Annotated in this window: 20 protein-coding genes; 9 read left to right on the top strand and 11 right to left on the bottom strand. The window is 62.3% G+C overall.

The features are described from left to right. The first annotated feature begins 191 nt into the window (after positions 1–191). The 4 genes from ftsY to rpoH all read left to right on the top strand — a co-directional run bounded on the left by ftsY (position 192) and on the right by rpoH (position 4,282). Positions 192–1,631 carry a signal recognition particle-docking protein FtsY gene (gene ftsY, locus BW992_RS08785; RefSeq protein WP_072390260.1) on the top strand — a complete coding sequence of 480 codons (1,440 nt, stop codon included), beginning with the start codon at positions 192–194 and terminating at the stop codon, positions 1,629–1,631. Continuing rightward, complete coding sequence (gene ftsE / locus BW992_RS08790; protein ID WP_076406018.1) at positions 1,628–2,299, top strand: cell division ATP-binding protein FtsE; 672 nt, start codon at positions 1,628–1,630, stop codon at positions 2,297–2,299. The genes ftsY and ftsE overlap by 4 nt, the downstream gene beginning before the upstream one ends. Further along, entirely contained in the window at positions 2,296–3,315 is a 1,020-nt protein-coding gene (ftsX, locus tag BW992_RS08795) for a permease-like cell division protein FtsX (RefSeq protein WP_072390257.1), read from the top strand. Before ftsE ends, ftsX begins: the two co-directional genes overlap by 4 nt. Positions 3,316–3,427: 112 nt before the next feature. Further along, entirely contained in the window at positions 3,428–4,282 is an 855-nt protein-coding gene (rpoH, locus tag BW992_RS08800) for an RNA polymerase sigma factor RpoH (protein ID WP_072390254.1), read from the top strand. A gap of 195 nt (positions 4,283–4,477) precedes the next feature. On the opposite strand, the gene mtgA is transcribed toward rpoH, so the two are convergent. Then, entirely contained in the window at positions 4,478–5,200 is a 723-nt protein-coding gene (mtgA, locus tag BW992_RS08805) for a monofunctional biosynthetic peptidoglycan transglycosylase (RefSeq protein WP_072390251.1), read from the bottom strand. 73 nt (positions 5,201–5,273) lie between these two features. Between mtgA and BW992_RS08810 the strand changes: the two genes are divergently transcribed. The 4 genes from BW992_RS08810 (at position 5,274) to trmB (ending at position 7,559) form a co-directional block, all read left to right on the top strand. Beyond that, on the top strand, positions 5,274–5,645 hold the full coding sequence (locus tag BW992_RS08810; RefSeq protein WP_072390248.1) for a DUF423 domain-containing protein: 372 nt from the start codon (positions 5,274–5,276) through the stop codon (positions 5,643–5,645). A gap of 90 nt (positions 5,646–5,735) precedes the next feature. After that, positions 5,736–5,936: a sulfur carrier protein ThiS gene (gene thiS, locus BW992_RS08815; protein ID WP_072390871.1), complete on the top strand. Its 201-nt coding sequence runs from the start codon at positions 5,736–5,738 to the stop codon at positions 5,934–5,936. Positions 5,937–6,026: 90 nt separating this feature from the next. Further along, positions 6,027–6,821, top strand: a complete 795-nt coding sequence (locus BW992_RS08820; RefSeq protein WP_053148263.1) for a thiazole synthase — start codon at positions 6,027–6,029, stop codon at positions 6,819–6,821. Between the two features lie 9 nt (positions 6,822–6,830). Continuing rightward, positions 6,831–7,559: a tRNA (guanosine(46)-N7)-methyltransferase TrmB gene (gene trmB / locus BW992_RS08825; protein ID WP_076406020.1), complete on the top strand. Its 729-nt coding sequence runs from the start codon at positions 6,831–6,833 to the stop codon at positions 7,557–7,559. Between the two features lie 139 nt (positions 7,560–7,698). Here trmB and BW992_RS08830 read toward each other — a convergent pair whose 3' ends face one another. The 9 genes from BW992_RS08830 to BW992_RS08870 all read right to left on the bottom strand — a co-directional run bounded on the left by BW992_RS08830 (position 7,699) and on the right by BW992_RS08870 (position 14,350). Next, positions 7,699–8,022, bottom strand: a complete 324-nt coding sequence (locus tag BW992_RS08830; RefSeq protein ID WP_072390240.1) for a DUF3392 domain-containing protein — start codon at positions 8,020–8,022, stop codon at positions 7,699–7,701. Positions 8,023–8,040: 18 nt separating this feature from the next. Continuing rightward, the gene (gene hemW, locus BW992_RS08835; protein ID WP_076406021.1) at positions 8,041–9,240 is read right to left on the bottom strand and encodes a radical SAM family heme chaperone HemW; all 1,200 of its coding nucleotides are present in this window, start codon (positions 9,238–9,240) and stop codon (positions 8,041–8,043) included. Continuing rightward, positions 9,237–9,833, bottom strand: coding sequence for an RdgB/HAM1 family non-canonical purine NTP pyrophosphatase (gene rdgB, locus BW992_RS08840; protein WP_072390234.1), 597 nt, complete (start codon positions 9,831–9,833; stop codon positions 9,237–9,239). The genes hemW and rdgB overlap by 4 nt, the downstream gene beginning before the upstream one ends. Further along, positions 9,830–10,264: a DUF4426 domain-containing protein gene (locus BW992_RS08845; RefSeq protein ID WP_072390231.1), complete on the bottom strand. Its 435-nt coding sequence runs from the start codon at positions 10,262–10,264 to the stop codon at positions 9,830–9,832. Before BW992_RS08845 ends, rdgB begins: the two co-directional genes overlap by 4 nt. Positions 10,265–10,289: 25 nt before the next feature. Further along, positions 10,290–10,910, bottom strand: a complete 621-nt coding sequence (gene metW / locus BW992_RS08850; protein ID WP_072390228.1) for a methionine biosynthesis protein MetW — start codon at positions 10,908–10,910, stop codon at positions 10,290–10,292. A gap of 7 nt (positions 10,911–10,917) precedes the next feature. Continuing rightward, positions 10,918–12,057: a homoserine O-succinyltransferase MetX gene (gene metX / locus BW992_RS08855; RefSeq protein WP_072390225.1), complete on the bottom strand. Its 1,140-nt coding sequence runs from the start codon at positions 12,055–12,057 to the stop codon at positions 10,918–10,920. A gap of 143 nt (positions 12,058–12,200) precedes the next feature. Next, positions 12,201–12,791, bottom strand: a complete 591-nt coding sequence (locus BW992_RS08860; protein ID WP_072390222.1) for a YggT family protein — start codon at positions 12,789–12,791, stop codon at positions 12,201–12,203. A 10-nt stretch (positions 12,792–12,801) separates the two neighbouring features. Beyond that, a complete protein-coding gene (gene proC, locus BW992_RS08865) occupies positions 12,802–13,620 on the bottom strand; it encodes a pyrroline-5-carboxylate reductase (RefSeq protein ID WP_072430896.1) in 819 nt (272 codons plus the stop codon). Between the two features lie 43 nt (positions 13,621–13,663). Beyond that, on the bottom strand, positions 13,664–14,350 hold the full coding sequence (locus BW992_RS08870; RefSeq protein ID WP_076406023.1) for a YggS family pyridoxal phosphate-dependent enzyme: 687 nt from the start codon (positions 14,348–14,350) through the stop codon (positions 13,664–13,666). 56 nt (positions 14,351–14,406) lie between these two features. On the opposite strand from BW992_RS08870, the gene BW992_RS08875 reads away from it, so the two are divergent. Further along, entirely contained in the window at positions 14,407–15,441 is a 1,035-nt protein-coding gene (locus BW992_RS08875; RefSeq protein WP_072390212.1) for a type IV pilus twitching motility protein PilT, read from the top strand. Positions 15,442–15,583: 142 nt separating this feature from the next. On the opposite strand, the gene BW992_RS08880 is transcribed toward BW992_RS08875, so the two are convergent. Beyond that, a complete protein-coding gene (locus tag BW992_RS08880) occupies positions 15,584–16,195 on the bottom strand; it encodes a C40 family peptidase (RefSeq protein ID WP_072458574.1) in 612 nt (203 codons plus the stop codon). Positions 16,196–16,285 lie beyond the last annotated feature (90 nt).

Consider the following 16,285-nt stretch of genomic DNA (forward strand, 5'->3'; position numbering starts at 1 on the left):
CGTTGATCGCAGCGTTTTCGCCGACGATGCCTTGCCAGTCCTTCGAAAAAATCAAGGTCGAGGTGTTCCGGGAACACTTGGACAAAATGTTGCGCGTGAACAAGCTGGATGAAACACAGTCTGTTCAGCATCGAATATTTATCACCGAGGCGCCCTCGTGGCGCGTCGCTACCGTGAGATAGCCGTCCTCCATGTTTGGTTCCAACGACGACAAGAAGACCCCAGCTGCGGCTGGCGAGAAAAAAGGCCTGTTCGGATGGCTGCGCAAGAAGCCGCAGGAAACCGTCGTCGAACAGCCACAACCCGAGCCTGCCGCCGAAGCCGTGGCCGAGGAAGCCGCGCCCATTGTTCTGCCATTGGCCGAGCCGGTACTGCAACCGGTCGAGACTGAGCCTGAGCCCGTCGCCGAGCCGGTGGCCGAGCAGCCACTGGCGCCACCTGCCGGACAAACCCCCTGGTTGACCTTGCCGGTGGCCGAAGAGCCGGTAGGGCTGGTGGAGGATGTACAGGCTCCGCACGTCACGCCGCCGATCCCCGCGCCAGTCGCCGCGACCCCGGTCGTGGCACCGGTTCCCGAAGTTGCCGAGGTTGCGGTAGTCGCCCCAGCGCCCGCTGTCGCCCAGCCTGTTCCTGAGCCGGTACCCGCTCCGGCTGAAGCGCCGGTTCTCGTCGAGCCGGCACCCGTCACCGAGCAGAGCAAGGTCGGCTTTTTCGCCCGCCTCAAGCAAGGCCTGTCCAAGACCAGCGCCAGTATCGGCGAAGGCATGGCCAGCCTGTTCCTGGGCAAGAAGGTCATCGATGACGATTTGCTGGACGATATCGAGACCCGCCTGTTGACCGCCGACGTGGGCGTCGAGGCGACGTCGGTGATCATCCAGAGCCTGACCCAGAAGGTCGCCCGCAAGCAGTTGACCGATGCCGACGCGTTGTACAAGTCCTTGCAAGGCGAGCTGGCCAACCTGCTCAAACCGGTGGAACAGCCGCTGGTGATCGCTTCGCAGAACAAGCCGTTCGTGATCCTGGTGGTGGGCGTCAACGGCGCCGGCAAGACCACCACCATCGGCAAGCTGGCCAAGAAGCTGCAGCTGGAGGGCAAGAAGGTAATGCTCGCCGCCGGCGATACCTTCCGCGCCGCTGCGGTCGAACAGCTGCAGGTCTGGGGCGAACGCAACAGGATCCCGGTGATTGCCCAGCACACCGGTGCCGATTCCGCTTCGGTGATCTTCGATGCCGTGCAGGCCGCCAAGGCTCGTGGCATCGATGTACTGATCGCCGACACCGCCGGTCGCCTGCACACCAAAGACAATCTGATGGAAGAATTGAAGAAGGTTCGCCGGGTGATCGGCAAGCTCGATGCCGACGCGCCCCATGAAGTGCTGCTGGTACTGGACGCCGGTACTGGCCAGAACGCAATCAGCCAGGCCAGGCAGTTCAACCAGACCGTCGAGCTGACCGGGCTGGCGCTGACCAAGCTGGACGGCACCGCCAAGGGCGGGGTGATCTTTGCCCTGGCCAAGCAGTTCGGCTTGCCCATCCGCTACATCGGCGTGGGTGAAGGCATCGATGACTTGCGCACCTTTGAAGCCGAGCCCTTTGTCCAGGCGCTGTTTGCCGAGCGGGAGCATTCATGATTCGTTTCGAACAGGTCGGTAAACGCTATCCGAACGGTCACGTCGGCCTGCATGAGCTGAGCTTTCGGGTACGTCGAGGCGAGTTTCTGTTTGTCACCGGCCATTCCGGCGCCGGTAAAAGTACCCTGCTGCGCCTGTTGCTGGCGATGGAGCGGCCCACCAGCGGCAAGTTGTTGCTGGCCGGCCAGGACTTGAGCACCATCAGCAATGCCCAGATTCCGTTCCTGCGGCGGCAGATCGGCGTGGTATTCCAGAACCACCAGTTGCTGTTCGATCGCACTGTATTCAACAACGTTGCGTTGCCGTTGCAGATCCTGGGCCTGTCCAAGGCCGAAATGAGCAAGCGCGTGGATTCGGCCCTGGAGCGCGTGGCCCTGTCGGACAAGGCCGAGTTGTATCCCGGCGACCTGTCCACCGGCCAGCAACAGCGCGTCGGCATTGCCCGCGCCATCGTTCACCGTCCGGCGTTGCTGCTGGCGGACGAACCCACCGGTAACCTCGACCCGCGACTGGCGGCGGAAATCATGGGCGTATTCGAAGATATCAACCGTTTGGGCACCAGTGTGCTGATTGCCAGTCACGACCTGGCTCTGATTGCGCGCATGCGTCACCGCATGCTCACCTTGCAGCGTGGCCGCCTGATCGGTGACGGGGAGGCTGGCGTATGAGTGCGACCCGCAGCCCCAAAGTGGCCGAGCGCGTGGCACCAAAAGCCTCCGAGCCTGCGCCGCAAAAGAAAAAACACGATGACGACGGTCCGGATTTCGCCACGCTGCTGCATGCCTGGATCGAGAGTCACCGCGCCAGCCTGCTCGACAGCCTGCGGCGCCTGGGCAAGCAGCCAATCGGTAGTTTCTTTACCTGCATGGTCATGGCCGTCGCCCTGAGCTTGCCCATGGGCCTGTCGTTATTGCTCAGCAACGTGGAGCGTCTCGGAGGCTCCTGGCAGCGCGCGGCGCAGATTTCCCTCTACCTTCAACTGGAGGCGACGCCGGCCGAGGGCGAGGCGTTGCGCGAACAGATCAAGGTCATGCCGGGGGTCGCCGATGCCGAGTACATCGGCCGCGAACAGGCACTGGAAGAGTTCCAGCAGCAGTCCGGCCTGGGCGAAGCCCTCAGGGAACTGCCGGAAAACCCGTTGCCGGGTGTGGTGCTGGTGACGCCGAAAGAGGTCGATAAACCGACCCTTGAAGCATTAAGACAAAGACTTTCCGAATTGCCGAAGGTACAACAGGCGCAACTTGATCTAGTCTGGGTCGAGCGTCTTGCGGCGATACTCAAGCTCGGCGACCGGTTTGTCTTCGGCCTGACGGTGCTTCTGGTTTCTGCATTACTTTTGGTGATAGGCAATACCATTCGTCTTCATATTGAAAACCGCCGCACCGAGATAGAAGTGATTAAACTCGTCGGCGGTACGGACAGTTATGTACGCAGGCCCTTCCTGTACATGGGCGCGCTATATGGCTTCGGCGCCGGGATTCTGTCCTGGGGAGTATTGGCGTTCGGCCTGGACTGGCTGAACGATGCGGTAGTGGGACTGGCCGGTTTGTACGGCAGTGATTTCGCGCTGGCCGGAGTGCCAGTCGCCGACGGTCTGTCGCTCTTGCTTGGCGCGGTGCTGTTGGGTTATATCGGTGCATGGATTGCGGTCGCACGCCACTTGCGTGAGCTTGCGCCAAAATAGTGTTTTTTGCGCGTATTGACCTTTCAGTTTTTGTGGGAACTTGTCCTACGGTTCCCGGTCAATTTTCGCAGTGCTGAACTGCACGAGTTATGTGAGTCGGAGGTTTTTTCGTATGACCACTTCTTTGCAACCTGCTTATGCTCTGGTCCCGGGTGCGAACCTGGAGGCCTATGTGCACACGGTGAACAGCATTCCGTTGCTGACGCCCGAGCAGGAGCGTGAACTGGCCGAGAGTCTCTACTATGAGCAGGATCTTGAGGCGGCTCGGCAAATGGTGCTCGCCCACCTGCGTTTTGTCGTACATATCGCCCGCAGCTATTCCGGCTACGGGCTGGCCCAGGCGGATCTGATCCAGGAAGGCAACGTCGGCCTGATGAAAGCGGTCAAGCGCTTCAACCCTGAGATGGGCGTGCGCCTGGTGTCGTTCGCGGTTCACTGGATCAAGGCGGAAATCCACGAGTTCATCCTGCGCAACTGGCGCATCGTGAAAGTGGCGACCACCAAGGCCCAGCGCAAGCTGTTCTTCAACTTGCGCAGCCAGAAGAAACGCCTGGCCTGGCTGAACAACGAGGAGGTCCATCGCGTCGCCGAGAGCCTGGGTGTCGAGCCCAGGGAAGTGCGCGAGATGGAAAGCCGGCTGACCGGACAGGACATGGCCTTCGACCCGGCTGCCGAAGCGGACGACGACAGTGCCTTCCAGTCGCCGGCCAACTATCTGGAAGACCACCGGTATGACCCGGCGCGTCAACTGGAAGACGCCGACTGGAGCGACAACTCCAACACCAACCTGCACGAAGCCCTGGAAGTGCTGGACGAGCGCAGCCGTGACATCCTCTACCAGCGTTGGCTGGCCGAGGAAAAAGCCACGCTGCACGACCTGGCGCAGAAGTACAACGTGTCGGCCGAGCGGATCCGCCAGCTCGAGAAGAGCGCGATGAACAAGCTCAAGGTGTCGATCGCGGCTTGATCTGCAGCTGCGGCCAAAAAAACGCCCCGATCAGTGATGATCGGGGCGTTTTTGTTCGGGGCGATAATTTGAATTCACTGCTGATCCTGTGGGAGCGAGCTTGCTCGCGATGAGGCCATTGCATTCAACATCGGTGTAGGCTGTCGAACCGTCATCGCGAGCAAGCTCGCCCCCCCTACAGGGACAGTGCGTGGGTTACTGCGCCCAAGGCGCTCGCCGCGAATCATTGAGCCCCAACAAATAACTGTCGCCTCCCAACTGGTTCATCTGCTGGCGAATCCAGCTCGCTCGCCGCAACACATAGGGGCTCGGTCGGCTGGCGCTCCATGCCCTCGGATTGGGCAGTACCGCCGCCAGCAGGCTGGCCTGTTGCCGGGACAAGGATTGCGCGCCAGTGCGGAAGTGATGCCGCGCCGCCGCTTCGGCCCCGAACACACCGTCATCCCACTCGACACTGTTGAGGTACACCTCGAGGATCCGCTGTTTGGGCCAGAACACCTCGATCAATGCCGTGAACCAGGCTTCGAGCCCTTTGCGCAGCCAACTGCGGCCCGACCACAGGAACAGGTTCTTGGATACTTGCTGGGAGAGGGTGCTGGCGCCGCGAATCGAGCCGCCGCGTCCATTATGAGCAAACGCTGCCTGGATCGCGCTGATGTCGAAACCCCAATGCTCCGGGAATTTCTGGTCTTCGCCGGCGATGACCGCCAGCTTGAGGCTGTCGGAGATCCGGTCCCAAGGCTGCCAGGTGCGTTGCAGGTCGATCGGTTCGCCGCCAAACCAGGATTCGATCTTGCGCTCGATCATCAGCGCCGTGAACGGTGGAGGCACTACCCGAAACAGCAGCACCAGCACGACGCTGCCGATGGCGAACCAGAGCAGGGCTTTAAGGAATCGTCGAAAGAATGAACGCAGCATAGGGATGGCTTGGCCGAACCGGTCGAGCGGGCCATTATACAGACCCTGCCCACCGAGTCTGACTGGAGTTCTCATGCTGCGTAGCTTTCTGATGCTGGCCGCCTTTTTCGGCTTCACCGGCGTGGCGCTGGGGGCGTTTGCCGCCCACGGCCTGAAGAATCGCCTGAGCGCCGATTACCTGGCGATCTTCCACACCGGTGTCACCTACCAATTGGTGCACACCCTTGCATTGCTGGGCGTTGCGTTGCTGGCCACGCATATTCCCGGTCGCGTCGTGACCTGGGCTGGCGTGTCATTCGTGGTCGGTATCCTGCTGTTCTCCGGCAGTCTGTATCTGCTGACCCTCACCGGCATCAGCAAGCTGGGCATCATCACGCCGTTCGGAGGCGTGGCGTTCCTGATCGGCTGGCTGTGTCTGGGGCTGGCCGCCTGGCGGCTGGGCTGACCGCCCGGTCCATTTCATGACGAATGGCTTGGGTCGCCCAGACTGATCGGGCTAGAATGCCAGCCCCTAAAAATGATGACGGCATCCGGCATGCGCATTCAGTTGAACGGCGAACCCTTTGAATTGCCCGACGGTGAAACCGTTGCGGCCCTGCTGACCCGCCTGGATCTTGCCGGGCGTCGCGTCGCGGTGGAACTCAACCTGGATATCGTCCCGCGCAGCCAGCATGCCGACACGACCCTCAACGAGGGTGACCAGGTCGAAGTCGTCCACGCCATCGGCGGCGGCTAGCACCAGGCAGCGTGCAAATCCGTTCGCGGCGTTTCACGGCGTCTGGTCAGTCAAATTTCGCAAGAACCTCACCCCAACAGAGGATTTCCCATGAGCATCGTTCGTAGCGACAAGCCCTTCGTCCTGGCCGGTCGTACCTACCAGTCGCGCTTGCTGGTAGGCACCGGCAAATACCGCGACATGGAAGAGACCCGCCTGGCCATCGAAGCATCGGGCGCCGAAATCGTCACCGTCGCCGTGCGCCGGACCAACATCGGCCAGAACCCGGGCGAACCGAACCTGCTGGATATCCTGCCGCCGGACCGCTACACCATCCTGCCCAACACCGCCGGCTGCTTCGACGCCGTCGAGGCCGTGCGCACCTGCCGCCTGGCCCGTGAGCTGCTCGATGGGCACAACCTGGTCAAGCTGGAAGTGCTGGCCGACCAGAAAACCCTGTTCCCCAACGTGATCGAGACCCTCAAGGCCGCCGAAACCCTGGTCAAGGAAGGTTTCGACGTGATGGTGTACACCAGCGATGACCCGATCATTGCTCGTCAACTGGCGGAAATCGGCTGCATCGCGGTCATGCCGCTGGCTGGCCTGATCGGTACGGGGCTGGGCATCTGCAACCCATACAACCTGCAGATCATCCTCGAAGAAGCCAGGATCCCGGTGCTGGTGGATGCCGGTGTCGGTACCGCTTCGGATGCCACTATCGCCATGGAACTGGGTTGCGAAGCGGTGCTGATGAACTCCGCCATCGCCCATGCCCAGCAGCCGGTCCTGATGGCCGAAGCCATGAAGCACGCCATCGTTGCCGGTCGCCTGGCTTACCTGGCCGGTCGCATGCCGAAGAAACTTTACGCCAGCGCCTCCTCGCCGCTGGATGGTCTGATCAAGTAAGAGCCATTGATGACTGAATCGAACGACACGCCTGTCCTGCCGGAAGAAGGCGAAGAACAACGCCAACACCGCCGTATCAAGAGTTTCGTGATGCGCGCCGGGCGCATGACCGAAGGCCAGCAACGCGGCCTGGAACAGGGCGCCCCTCTGTTCGTCCTGCCCCTGGCCGATGCGCCGGTGGATTTTGACCAGGTGTTCGGCCGCTCGGCCCCGCGCTCGCTGGAGATCGGTTTCGGCATGGGCCATTCGCTGCTGGAAATGGCCGCTGCCGCGCCGGAACAGGATTTCATCGGCGTGGAAGTGCACCGTCCCGGTGTCGGTGCGCTGCTCAATGGCGTGCTGACCCAAGGGCTGACCAACCTGCGGGTCTATGATTGCGACGCCATCGAGGTGCTGAACCGCTGCGTGGCCGACAACAGCCTCGACCGGCTGATGCTGTTCTTCCCCGACCCCTGGCACAAAAGCCGCCATCACAAGCGCCGCATCGTCCAGGCGTCGTTCGCCGAGCTGGTGCGCAGCAAGTTGAAGGTTGGCGGTGTGCTGCACATGGCCACCGACTGGGAACCCTACGCCGAGTACATGCTGGAGGTGATGAACGTCGCCCCGGGTTACCGTAACCTGGCCGAAGACGGTCGCTATGTGCCGCGCCCGGCCGAACGACCGATCACCAAGTTCGAACGCCGTGGCGAACGGCTGGGGCATGGGGTCTGGGACTTGAAGTTCGAGAAGGTGGCGTAAGACGAAGTCCTGCTGAAATGGGATCCCCTGTGGGAGCGAGCTTGCTCGCGATGAGGGCATGACATCCAACGTCAATGTTGACTGTCATACCGCCATCGCCAGCAAGCTCGCTCCCACATTTGTTTTGTGCAGGTCGAAATCAGCGCCGATCCGCGACTACGCCTATCAACACCAGTACCACCAGTAGAACCGGCGCCAGGCTGTAGTTGTTGAACTGGCTCAATCCCTTGACGATCCATGGAGTGGCATAGATCAGGGCCGCACCGCTGCCGATCATGCACAGCAGGGCGATCAGCGGGACGCGCAAGGCGCCGGCGATGCTGCCCAGGCGCTGTTCGACCCAACCCTTGATGTCCGCGCCAAACAGCACCAGCAGGCAGCCTACCAGCGCCAGGGAGATCTCCGAGAGATTGCTGCGGCTCCAGCGGGACACGGTGGCAAGCAGGTCGAGTACCAGATCCATTCGATTTCCTTGTGTTGATCAGCTCAGAAATTTCTGCAGCAAGTCATTGAGAAACAGCTGTCCGCGCTCGGTGGCCGCCAGACGTGACGGTTCGACCTGCAACAACCCGCTTTGTTCGGCCTCGCGCCGGCCTTCGGCCAGGCTTTGCAGGGGCAGCCCTGTCCGCTCCGGGTACAGCCGCGCGTCCACGCCTTCGGTCAGGCGCAGGGCGTTCATCAGGAACTCGAAAGGCAGCTCTTCGTTGGGCAAGGCTTTTTCGCCGGCCAGGAAGCGCTTGGCCGGGTTGAGATAGTCCTTGGGCAGGCGGGTCTTCCAGGTGCGCACGATACGCCCGTCCGGATGGCTGAGCTTGCCATGGGCGCCGGCGCCGATGCCGATGAAATCGCCGAAGCTCCAGTAATTGAGGTTGTGTCGCGCTGCCCGGCCAGGCTGGGCGTAGGCCGAGACTTCGTATTGGGCATAGCCATGCTCGGCCAGCAATGCCTGCCCTGCCTCCTGGATGTCCCACAGGGTATCGTCTTCCGGCAGGGTTGGCGGCTGGTTCCAGAACACCGTGTTCGGCTCCAGCGTCAGCTGGTACCAGGACAGGTGGGTGGGCTTCAGAGCGATGGCCTGGCGCAAGTCGCCCAAGGCGTCGTCGAGGGACTGGTCGGGCAGGCCATGCATGAGGTCCAGGTTGAAGTTGTCGAACCCGGCCTGGCGGGCCATGCCGGCGGCGCGCACCGCTTCGTCACCGTTGTGGATCCGCCCCAGCGCCTCGAGCTTGGCCTGCTGGAAGCTCTGGACGCCGATGGACAGGCGATTGATGCCCAGGGCACGGTATGCGACGAATTTATCTTGTTCGAAGGTGCCGGGGTTGGCTTCCAGGGTGATTTCGATGTCGGGGGCGAAGGCAATCCGCGCCGCCACGCCTTCGAGCAGCCGGCCCAGGGCCCTGGCGCTGAACAGGCTCGGGGTGCCGCCGCCAAAGAAGATCGAGCTCAGTGGCCGCCCGTATACCGCGTGCAGGTCCTGGTCGAGGTCGGCCAGCAGGGCGTCGACATATTCTTCTTCGGGCAACTGCGCACTGGCGGCGTGGGAGTTGAAATCACAATACGGGCATTTGCGCACGCACCACGGGATGTGGACGTACAGCGCCAGGGGCGGCAGCACCGGCAGCGGCGCCCTGGGCGCTTGTGCACCGCCGTGTATCAGCGGTGCGGGGGATTCATCGGTCATTGCAGGCCCAGGCGTTGACGCAGAAGGACCATGGCGCGGGCGCGGTGGCTCAGCTGGTTCTTTTCCGCAGGGCCCAGTTCGGCGCTGGAGCAGTTTCGTTCCGGTACCCAGAACAGCGGGTCGTAGCCGAAACCGTGTTCGCCCCGGGCCTCGGTGAGAATGCGCCCGTGCCACAAGCCTTCGCACAGGATCGGCAGCGGATCATCGGCATGCCGGACCAGCGCCAGGACACAGACGAATTGCGCCCCCCGCTCGGCTTCAGGTACATCCCTGAGGGCTTCGAGCAGCTTGGCGTTGTTCGCCGCGTCGCCCTTGCCGTCGGCATAACGTGCCGAATAGATGCCCGGCGCGCCGCCGAGAAAGTCCACCGCCAGCCCGGAGTCGTCGGCCAGCGCCGGCAGGCCCGAGAGGCGTGCGGCGTTGCGGGCCTTGAGGATGGCGTTCTCGACGAACGACAGGCCGGTTTCTTCAGGTTCCACCTGGCTGAACTCGCCGATGGAGCGCAGGTGCACCGAGTCGCCGAGCATGGCCTGGAGCTCCTTGAGCTTGCCGGCGTTGTGGCTGGCCAGTACGAGTTGGGTGAGGTTCATCATTGGCCCGGAAACAGTTCCTGGTTGAAGTTGATGGTGTTGATCTTGTCGCCGGTTCGCACCTTGATTTCAAAGGTGCGGGTTTCCTGCTGGGGTACTGGATACTGGGCGATGTAGTAGATCGCGCCTTGCTCGGTCACCTGCTTGAATTTCAGCGGGATGCTCTGGCTGGTGAGGTCTTTCACCGTGCCGCTGACCTGGGCCATCAAGGGCTTGCCATCCTTGAGTACCGAGACGTTGATCACACCCTGTTGCTTGCTGCGGATCAGCTCGGCGCCCTTGGCGATATCTGGTGCCAGGAAGGTGGAGTTGAACGTGTTGTAGTGCACGGTGATGTCACCGAACACTTCCTTGCGTTCGGCCTTGATGGCGTCGGCGGCCATGGCGCCAATGCTCAGGCAGGCGGTGATGAGAAACAACGCTAGACGTTTCATGTCGTGCTCCTGGTAGGGCCGGGGTTCATACCGCGATCTGGTGGTCGGCAAGGCCTGGGCTGCTGACCCGATAGATGCCTATTTCACCTAACAGATTAGGCCATAGCTTGCTGGCCCACCCGTGGCGGTGTTGCTGGTCCACCGCCAGGCGATCGATGACCTTGGCCTGGCGTTCGCGGCACAGCTCCTCGAAATCCTCGAAGGTACAAAAGTGGATGTTCGGCGTGTTGTACCAGGTGTAGGGCAGGAATTCCGACACCGGCATGCGCCCCTTGCTCGCCAGGTACCAGCGGCAGCGCCAATGGCCGAAGTTGGGGAAGGTGATGATGCACTGGCGTCCGACCCGGAGCATTTCGTCGAGAATCCTGTCCGGGTAATGCACCGCTTGCAGGGCCTGGGTCATGACCACGATATCGAAGCTGTTGCTGGCGAAGTTGCCCAGGCCCTTGTCCAGGTCCTGTTCAATGACGTTGATGCCCTTGGCCACGCACTCGGCGATGTTGTCCGGGTCGTTTTCCAGGCCGTAGCCGGTGACTTGCTTGTTGTCCCGCAGCCAGGTCAGCAGTTCGCCGTTGCCGCAGCCCAGGTCGAGCACGCGGCTGCCGGCGGGGATCCATTCCTGGATGATTTCCAGATCGGCTCTCATGGCGTCCTCACAGCGTAATACGGTTCATATAGTTGCCGAACGCCTGCAGGTAGCGCGGGATCGGGATCAGAAAGGCGTCGTGGCCCTGGGGGGCGTCGATTTCCAGGTAGCAGACGTCCTTGCGCGCCGTCATCAGCGCATCCACCAGCTCCCGGGAGCGGGCCGGGGAAAAGCGCCAGTCGGTGGTGAACGACATCACGCAGAACTTGGCGGTGGCGCCGGCGAAGGTCTTCGCCAGGTCATTGTCGAAGTTCGCCGCTGGATCGAAGTAGTCCAGGGCCTTGGTCATCAACAGGTAGGTGTTGGCATCGAAGCGCCCGGAGAACTCCTCGCCCTGGTAGCGCAGGTAGCTTTCCACCTGGAACTCGACGCTGTGGAAGTCGTAGTTGAGCTTTTCGCTCTTGAGGCCCCGGCCGAATTTTTCGCCCATGGAGTCATCGGATAGGTAGGTGATATGCCCGACCATCCGCGCCAGCATGAGCCCGCGCTTGGGAATCACGCCGTGCTCCTGGAACGAGCCGCCGTGGAACTCCGGATCGGTGAGGATCGCCTGGCGCGCCACTTCGTTGAAGGCGATGTTCTGTGCCGACAGCTTGGGAGCCGAGGCGATTGCCAGGCAATGACGCACACGGTCCGGGTAGGTGATGGTCCACTGTAGGGCCTGCATGCCCCCCAGGCTGCCGCCGATGACCGCTGCCCACTGGTCGATGCCGAGGCGATCTGCCAGGCGGGCCTGGCTGTGGACCCAGTCTTCCACGGTCAAGACCGGAAAGTCGGCGCCGAAGGGCTTGCCGGTTTCAGGGTTGAGGCTGCTGGGGCCCGTGGAGCCATTGCAACCGCCGAGGTTGTTCAGGCTGACGACGAAGAACCTGTCGGTGTCGATGGGCTTGCCGGGGCCGATGCAACTGTCCCACCAGCCTGGCTTGCGATCGTCGACGCTGTGGTAGCCGGCGGCATGGTGATGCCCGGACAAGGCGTGGCAGATCAGCACGGCATTGCTGGCCGTGGCGTTGAGGGTGCCGTAGGTTTCATAGATCAGGTCATAGGCTGGCAACGAACGGCCGCAGGCCAGGGCCAGGGGCTCGCTGAAATGCGCCATTTGCGGCGTCACCAGACCAACGGAATCGGGGGGAAAGGCAGCTGGCATCGACCCTGCTCTCGTTGAAATGAGGCGTAAGTCTAAAGACCGCTGGGGTTAGCGGCAAGCAAAGGCGGGGGTGTGTCTTATGGCACGGGTATTTATCTGTGGCGAGGGGATAAATCCCCTCGCCACAGAGGAGGTGCGCCCCATCAGATCAGCAGGCGCAGGATTTCCGGCATCATGGTCACCGCCGCCAGGTTGTTGATCACCAGCATGTCGATCAGCTTGAGCACCATGAATGCCAGGATCGGCGAAATATCCAGGCCGCCCAGGTTCGGCACGATACGGCGGAACGGTGCCAGGGCCGGTTCGCAGATCTGGTTCACCAGCTCGGCGCCCGGGTTATGGCTGCCCGGAGCGACCCACGACAGGATCACGCTGATGATCAGCGCGAAGAAGAAAATCTTCAGGAACAGCGCGGTCACGCCAATGATCGACCAGATCAGCAATTGCAGTGGATTGCCGGTGGTGCCGTAGGTCAGCAGCAGCGTCAGGGCCATCAGTGCCATCTGCAGGAGGATCGCCAGTACCAGCGACGACATGTCCAGGCCGAACAGGCTCGGAATGATGCGACGCAGCGGCTTGAGCAGTGGCTGGGTGGCCTTGACGACGAACTGGCACAGCGGGTTGTAGAAGTTGGCGCGTACCAGTTGCAGCACGAAACGCATCAGTACGATCAGCAGGTACAGGCTGCCGAGGGTTTGCAGCACGTAGACCGCTGCGGTGTTCAATCCGATCATGAATGGCTCCTTATTGGCCCAGTTGTTCGGCCATCTCGGCCGAGCGATGCGCGGCGGCGCCGAGTGCTTTTTCCACCAGGGCTTCGAAGCCTCCGGCCTGGAACGATTTGATCGCCGCTTCGGTGGTGCCGGCGGGAGAGGTTACGCGACGCCGCAGTTCGGCGGCATCGACATCGCTGGACACTGCCATGTGGGCGGCGCCCAGTGCCGTTTGCAGGGTCAACCGGGCGGCGGTTTCCCTCGGCAGGCCAAGCTTCTCGCCGGCGGCGGTCATGGCCTCGATCAACAGGAAGAAATACGCCGGGCCCGAGCCGGAGACAGCGGTGACCGCGTCCAGCTGTTGCTCGGTCTCCAGCCATAACGCCAGGCCCACGGCCGACAGCAGCGTTTCGGCCTGCTGGCGTTGCTCGGTGGAGACCTGGGCAGTGGCGAACAGACCGCTGACGCCCTGGCGCAACAGCGCCGGGGTGTTGGGCATGCAGCGCACGATCGGCTGGGCGCCGAGCCAGTTGCTCATGCTGTCGCAGGTGATGCCCGCGGCAATCGATACCACCAGCTGATGAGGCTTGAGGCTCGGGCGGATGGCCTGGCACACGGCTTTCATCGCTTGGGGCTTGACCGCCAGCACGACGACGTCGGCGCCGTCGATGGCCTGGGCGTTATCGGCGAAGGTTTCAATGCCGTGCTCGGCGCTCACCCGGGCACGTGTCTCTTCGCCCGGATCACTGGCGCGGATCTGCGCGGCATCCAGGCCCTTGGCCCGCAGGCCACCGATCAGGCTGGCGGCCATGTTGCCGGCGCCGATGAAGGCAATACGCGTGTTGCTCATGACAGGTCCTTGATTAGAGAGAGTGGAGTTGGCATGGCTAGGGTCAGTGACCGCCATAATCGCGGGCGCCGAACAGGGCAGTGCCGATACGTACCCAGGTTGCGCCCTGGGCAATGGCGGATTCGAGATCATGGCTCATGCCCATGGACAGGGTGTCCAGAGGCAGGTCCAGGCTCGCTTGAAGGCGTTGGACCGCGGCGAAGGCCGCGTCCTGGGCGGCGCGATCCTCGGTTGGCTCGGGGATGGCCATCAGCCCGCGCAGCTTGAGGCGTGGCAGGGCGTCGATGGCGTGGGCCAGGGCCGGCAGGTCGGCCGGGGTGCAGCCGGACTTGCTGGCTTCGCCGCTGACGTTGACCTGGATGCAGATGTTCAGGGGTGGCAACCCGGACGGGCGTTGCTCGGACAGGCGTTGTGCAATTTTCAAGCGATCCACGGAATGCACCCAGGCGAAATGTTCGGCGATAGCGCGCGTCTTGTTCGACTGAATGGGGCCTATGAAGTGCCAGGTCAAGGGCAGGTCGGTCAGTTCAGCCTGTTTGCCCAGCGCTTCCTGGAGATAGTTCTCGCCGAAGTCCCGCAGGCCCGCGGCATAGGCTTCCCGCAGGGCCTGGGCGGGTTTGGTCTTGCTCACCGCCAACAGTTGGACGCTGTGCTCGGGGCGTCGGGCGGCCTGCTCCGCAGCGCGGATCCGTGAAACTACCAGGGCGATGTTGTCTGCTATCGTGGACATAAAGAAGCGCCAGCGGGTCTGAGGTTCGCGGCATTCTACTGGAATTGAGGAGCGCTATGGATATCACCGAACTGCTGGCGTTCAGCGCCAAACAGGGGGCGTCGGACCTGCATCTGTCCGCCGGGCTGCCGCCGATGATCCGCGTCGACGGCGACGTGCGCAGGATCAACCTGCCGGCCCTGGACCACAAGCAGGTTCATGAGTTGATCTACGACATCATGAACGACCGGCAACGAGTAGATTACGAAAAGTTTCTGGAAACCGATTTTTCCTTCGATGTGCCGGGTGTGGCGCGGTTCCGGGTCAACGCCTTCAACCAGAATCGCGGGGCGGGGGCGGTGTTCCGGACCATTCCGTCGAAAGTCCTGACCATGGAAGACCTCGGGATGGGCGATGTGTTTCGCAAGGTGACCGAGGCGCCCCGAGGGCTGGTACTGGTGACCGGGCCGACCGGCTCGGGCAAGTCCACCACCCTGGCGGCCATGATCGACTACCTCAATACCCACAAGCATCACCACATCCTGACCATCGAAGACCCCATCGAGTTTGTCCACGAGCCGCGCAAGTGCCTGATCAACCAGCGTGAGGTGCACCGCGATACCCAGGGTTTTTCCACGGCCCTGCGCTCGGCCCTGCGGGAAGACCCGGACGTGATCCTGGTGGGGGAGATGCGCGACCTGGAGACCATTCGCCTGGCACTGACCGCCGCTGAAACAGGGCACCTGGTGTTCGGCACCCTGCACACCACCTCGGCGGCCAAGACCATCGACCGCGTGGTGGACGTGTTTCCCGGGGATGAGAAATCAATGGTTCGCTCGATGCTGTCGGAGTCGCTGCAGGCGGTGATCTCCCAGACGCTGGTCAAGAAGATCGGTGGGGGCCGCGTCGCCGCCCACGAGATCATGCTGGGCACGTCGGCGATCCGTAACCTGATCCGCGAGGACAAGGTGGCGCAGATGTATTCTGCCATCCAGACCGGTGGATCCCTGGGGATGCAGACGCTGGACATGTGCCTGAAGGATCTGGTGAACAAGGGGCTGATCAGCCGCGAGCATGCGCGGGAGAGGGCGCGTACGCCGGATAACTTCTAGGGGAATCGGCCAGGGACCTTCGGCGCGGCCCCCAACAAAGGCTTGCATCCTTATTTCTGGCTCGCCATCCGGGGGCTGCTTCGCAGCCCGGCGGGGCGGTACGACGTTTCGCTGAATCCCCCTCGCCACGAGGGGGCTTGAATCAGCGCTGAGCCACTCGCAACCCAGCCTGTTCTTTCGGCAAGACCCGCTTGGCAACCACGTAGTGGGTGTTCCAATAAGGTTTGTTCAGGGTGTCGATGGTCACTGACTTGCCACGCCGCGGAGCATGGATGAAACGGTCGTTGCCCAGGTAGATCGCCACGTGATTGACCCGGCGGCTCTTGAGCTTGAAGAAGATCAGGTCGCCGGGCTTGAGGTCCTTGCGGTCGACTTTCTCGCCGTGGCCGCTGGCCATTGCATTGGATGTGCGCGGCAGGTTGAACGTGGCATCGTTGAAGGCGTATTTCACCAGGCCGCTGCAATCGAATCCCTTGCTTGGGCTACTGCCGCCCCAGCGATAAGGCGTGCCGAGCACGTTCACCGCACGGCTCAGCACGTTGCTGCTGGTCTTGGGCGCCATGGGCGGTACCAGCTTGCTGTTGGCGGTGCTCACACGCTGGGGCTTTTGCCGGTTCTTGCTCGATGGAGCAGAAACATGGGCCTTGGGTGTGAAGCCATTGATATTGGGAAGACGTTGCTCACGGTTGGTGGCGTGGGCGGCCAGGGGCAATAATAGGCAAAAGGTCAGCCATGTCTTGATAAATGGACGCATTAGGCAGGGCTCTTAAAGGTTAGCGCGCAACTTTATAACAGCTTTTCTGATGATCCCGAGGCCGTTTGTCGATTGAAAAGGGTGCGAAAA

This window comes from Pseudomonas sp. 7SR1 (assembly GCF_900156465.1).
Taxonomy (GTDB): domain Bacteria; phylum Pseudomonadota; class Gammaproteobacteria; order Pseudomonadales; family Pseudomonadaceae; genus Aquipseudomonas.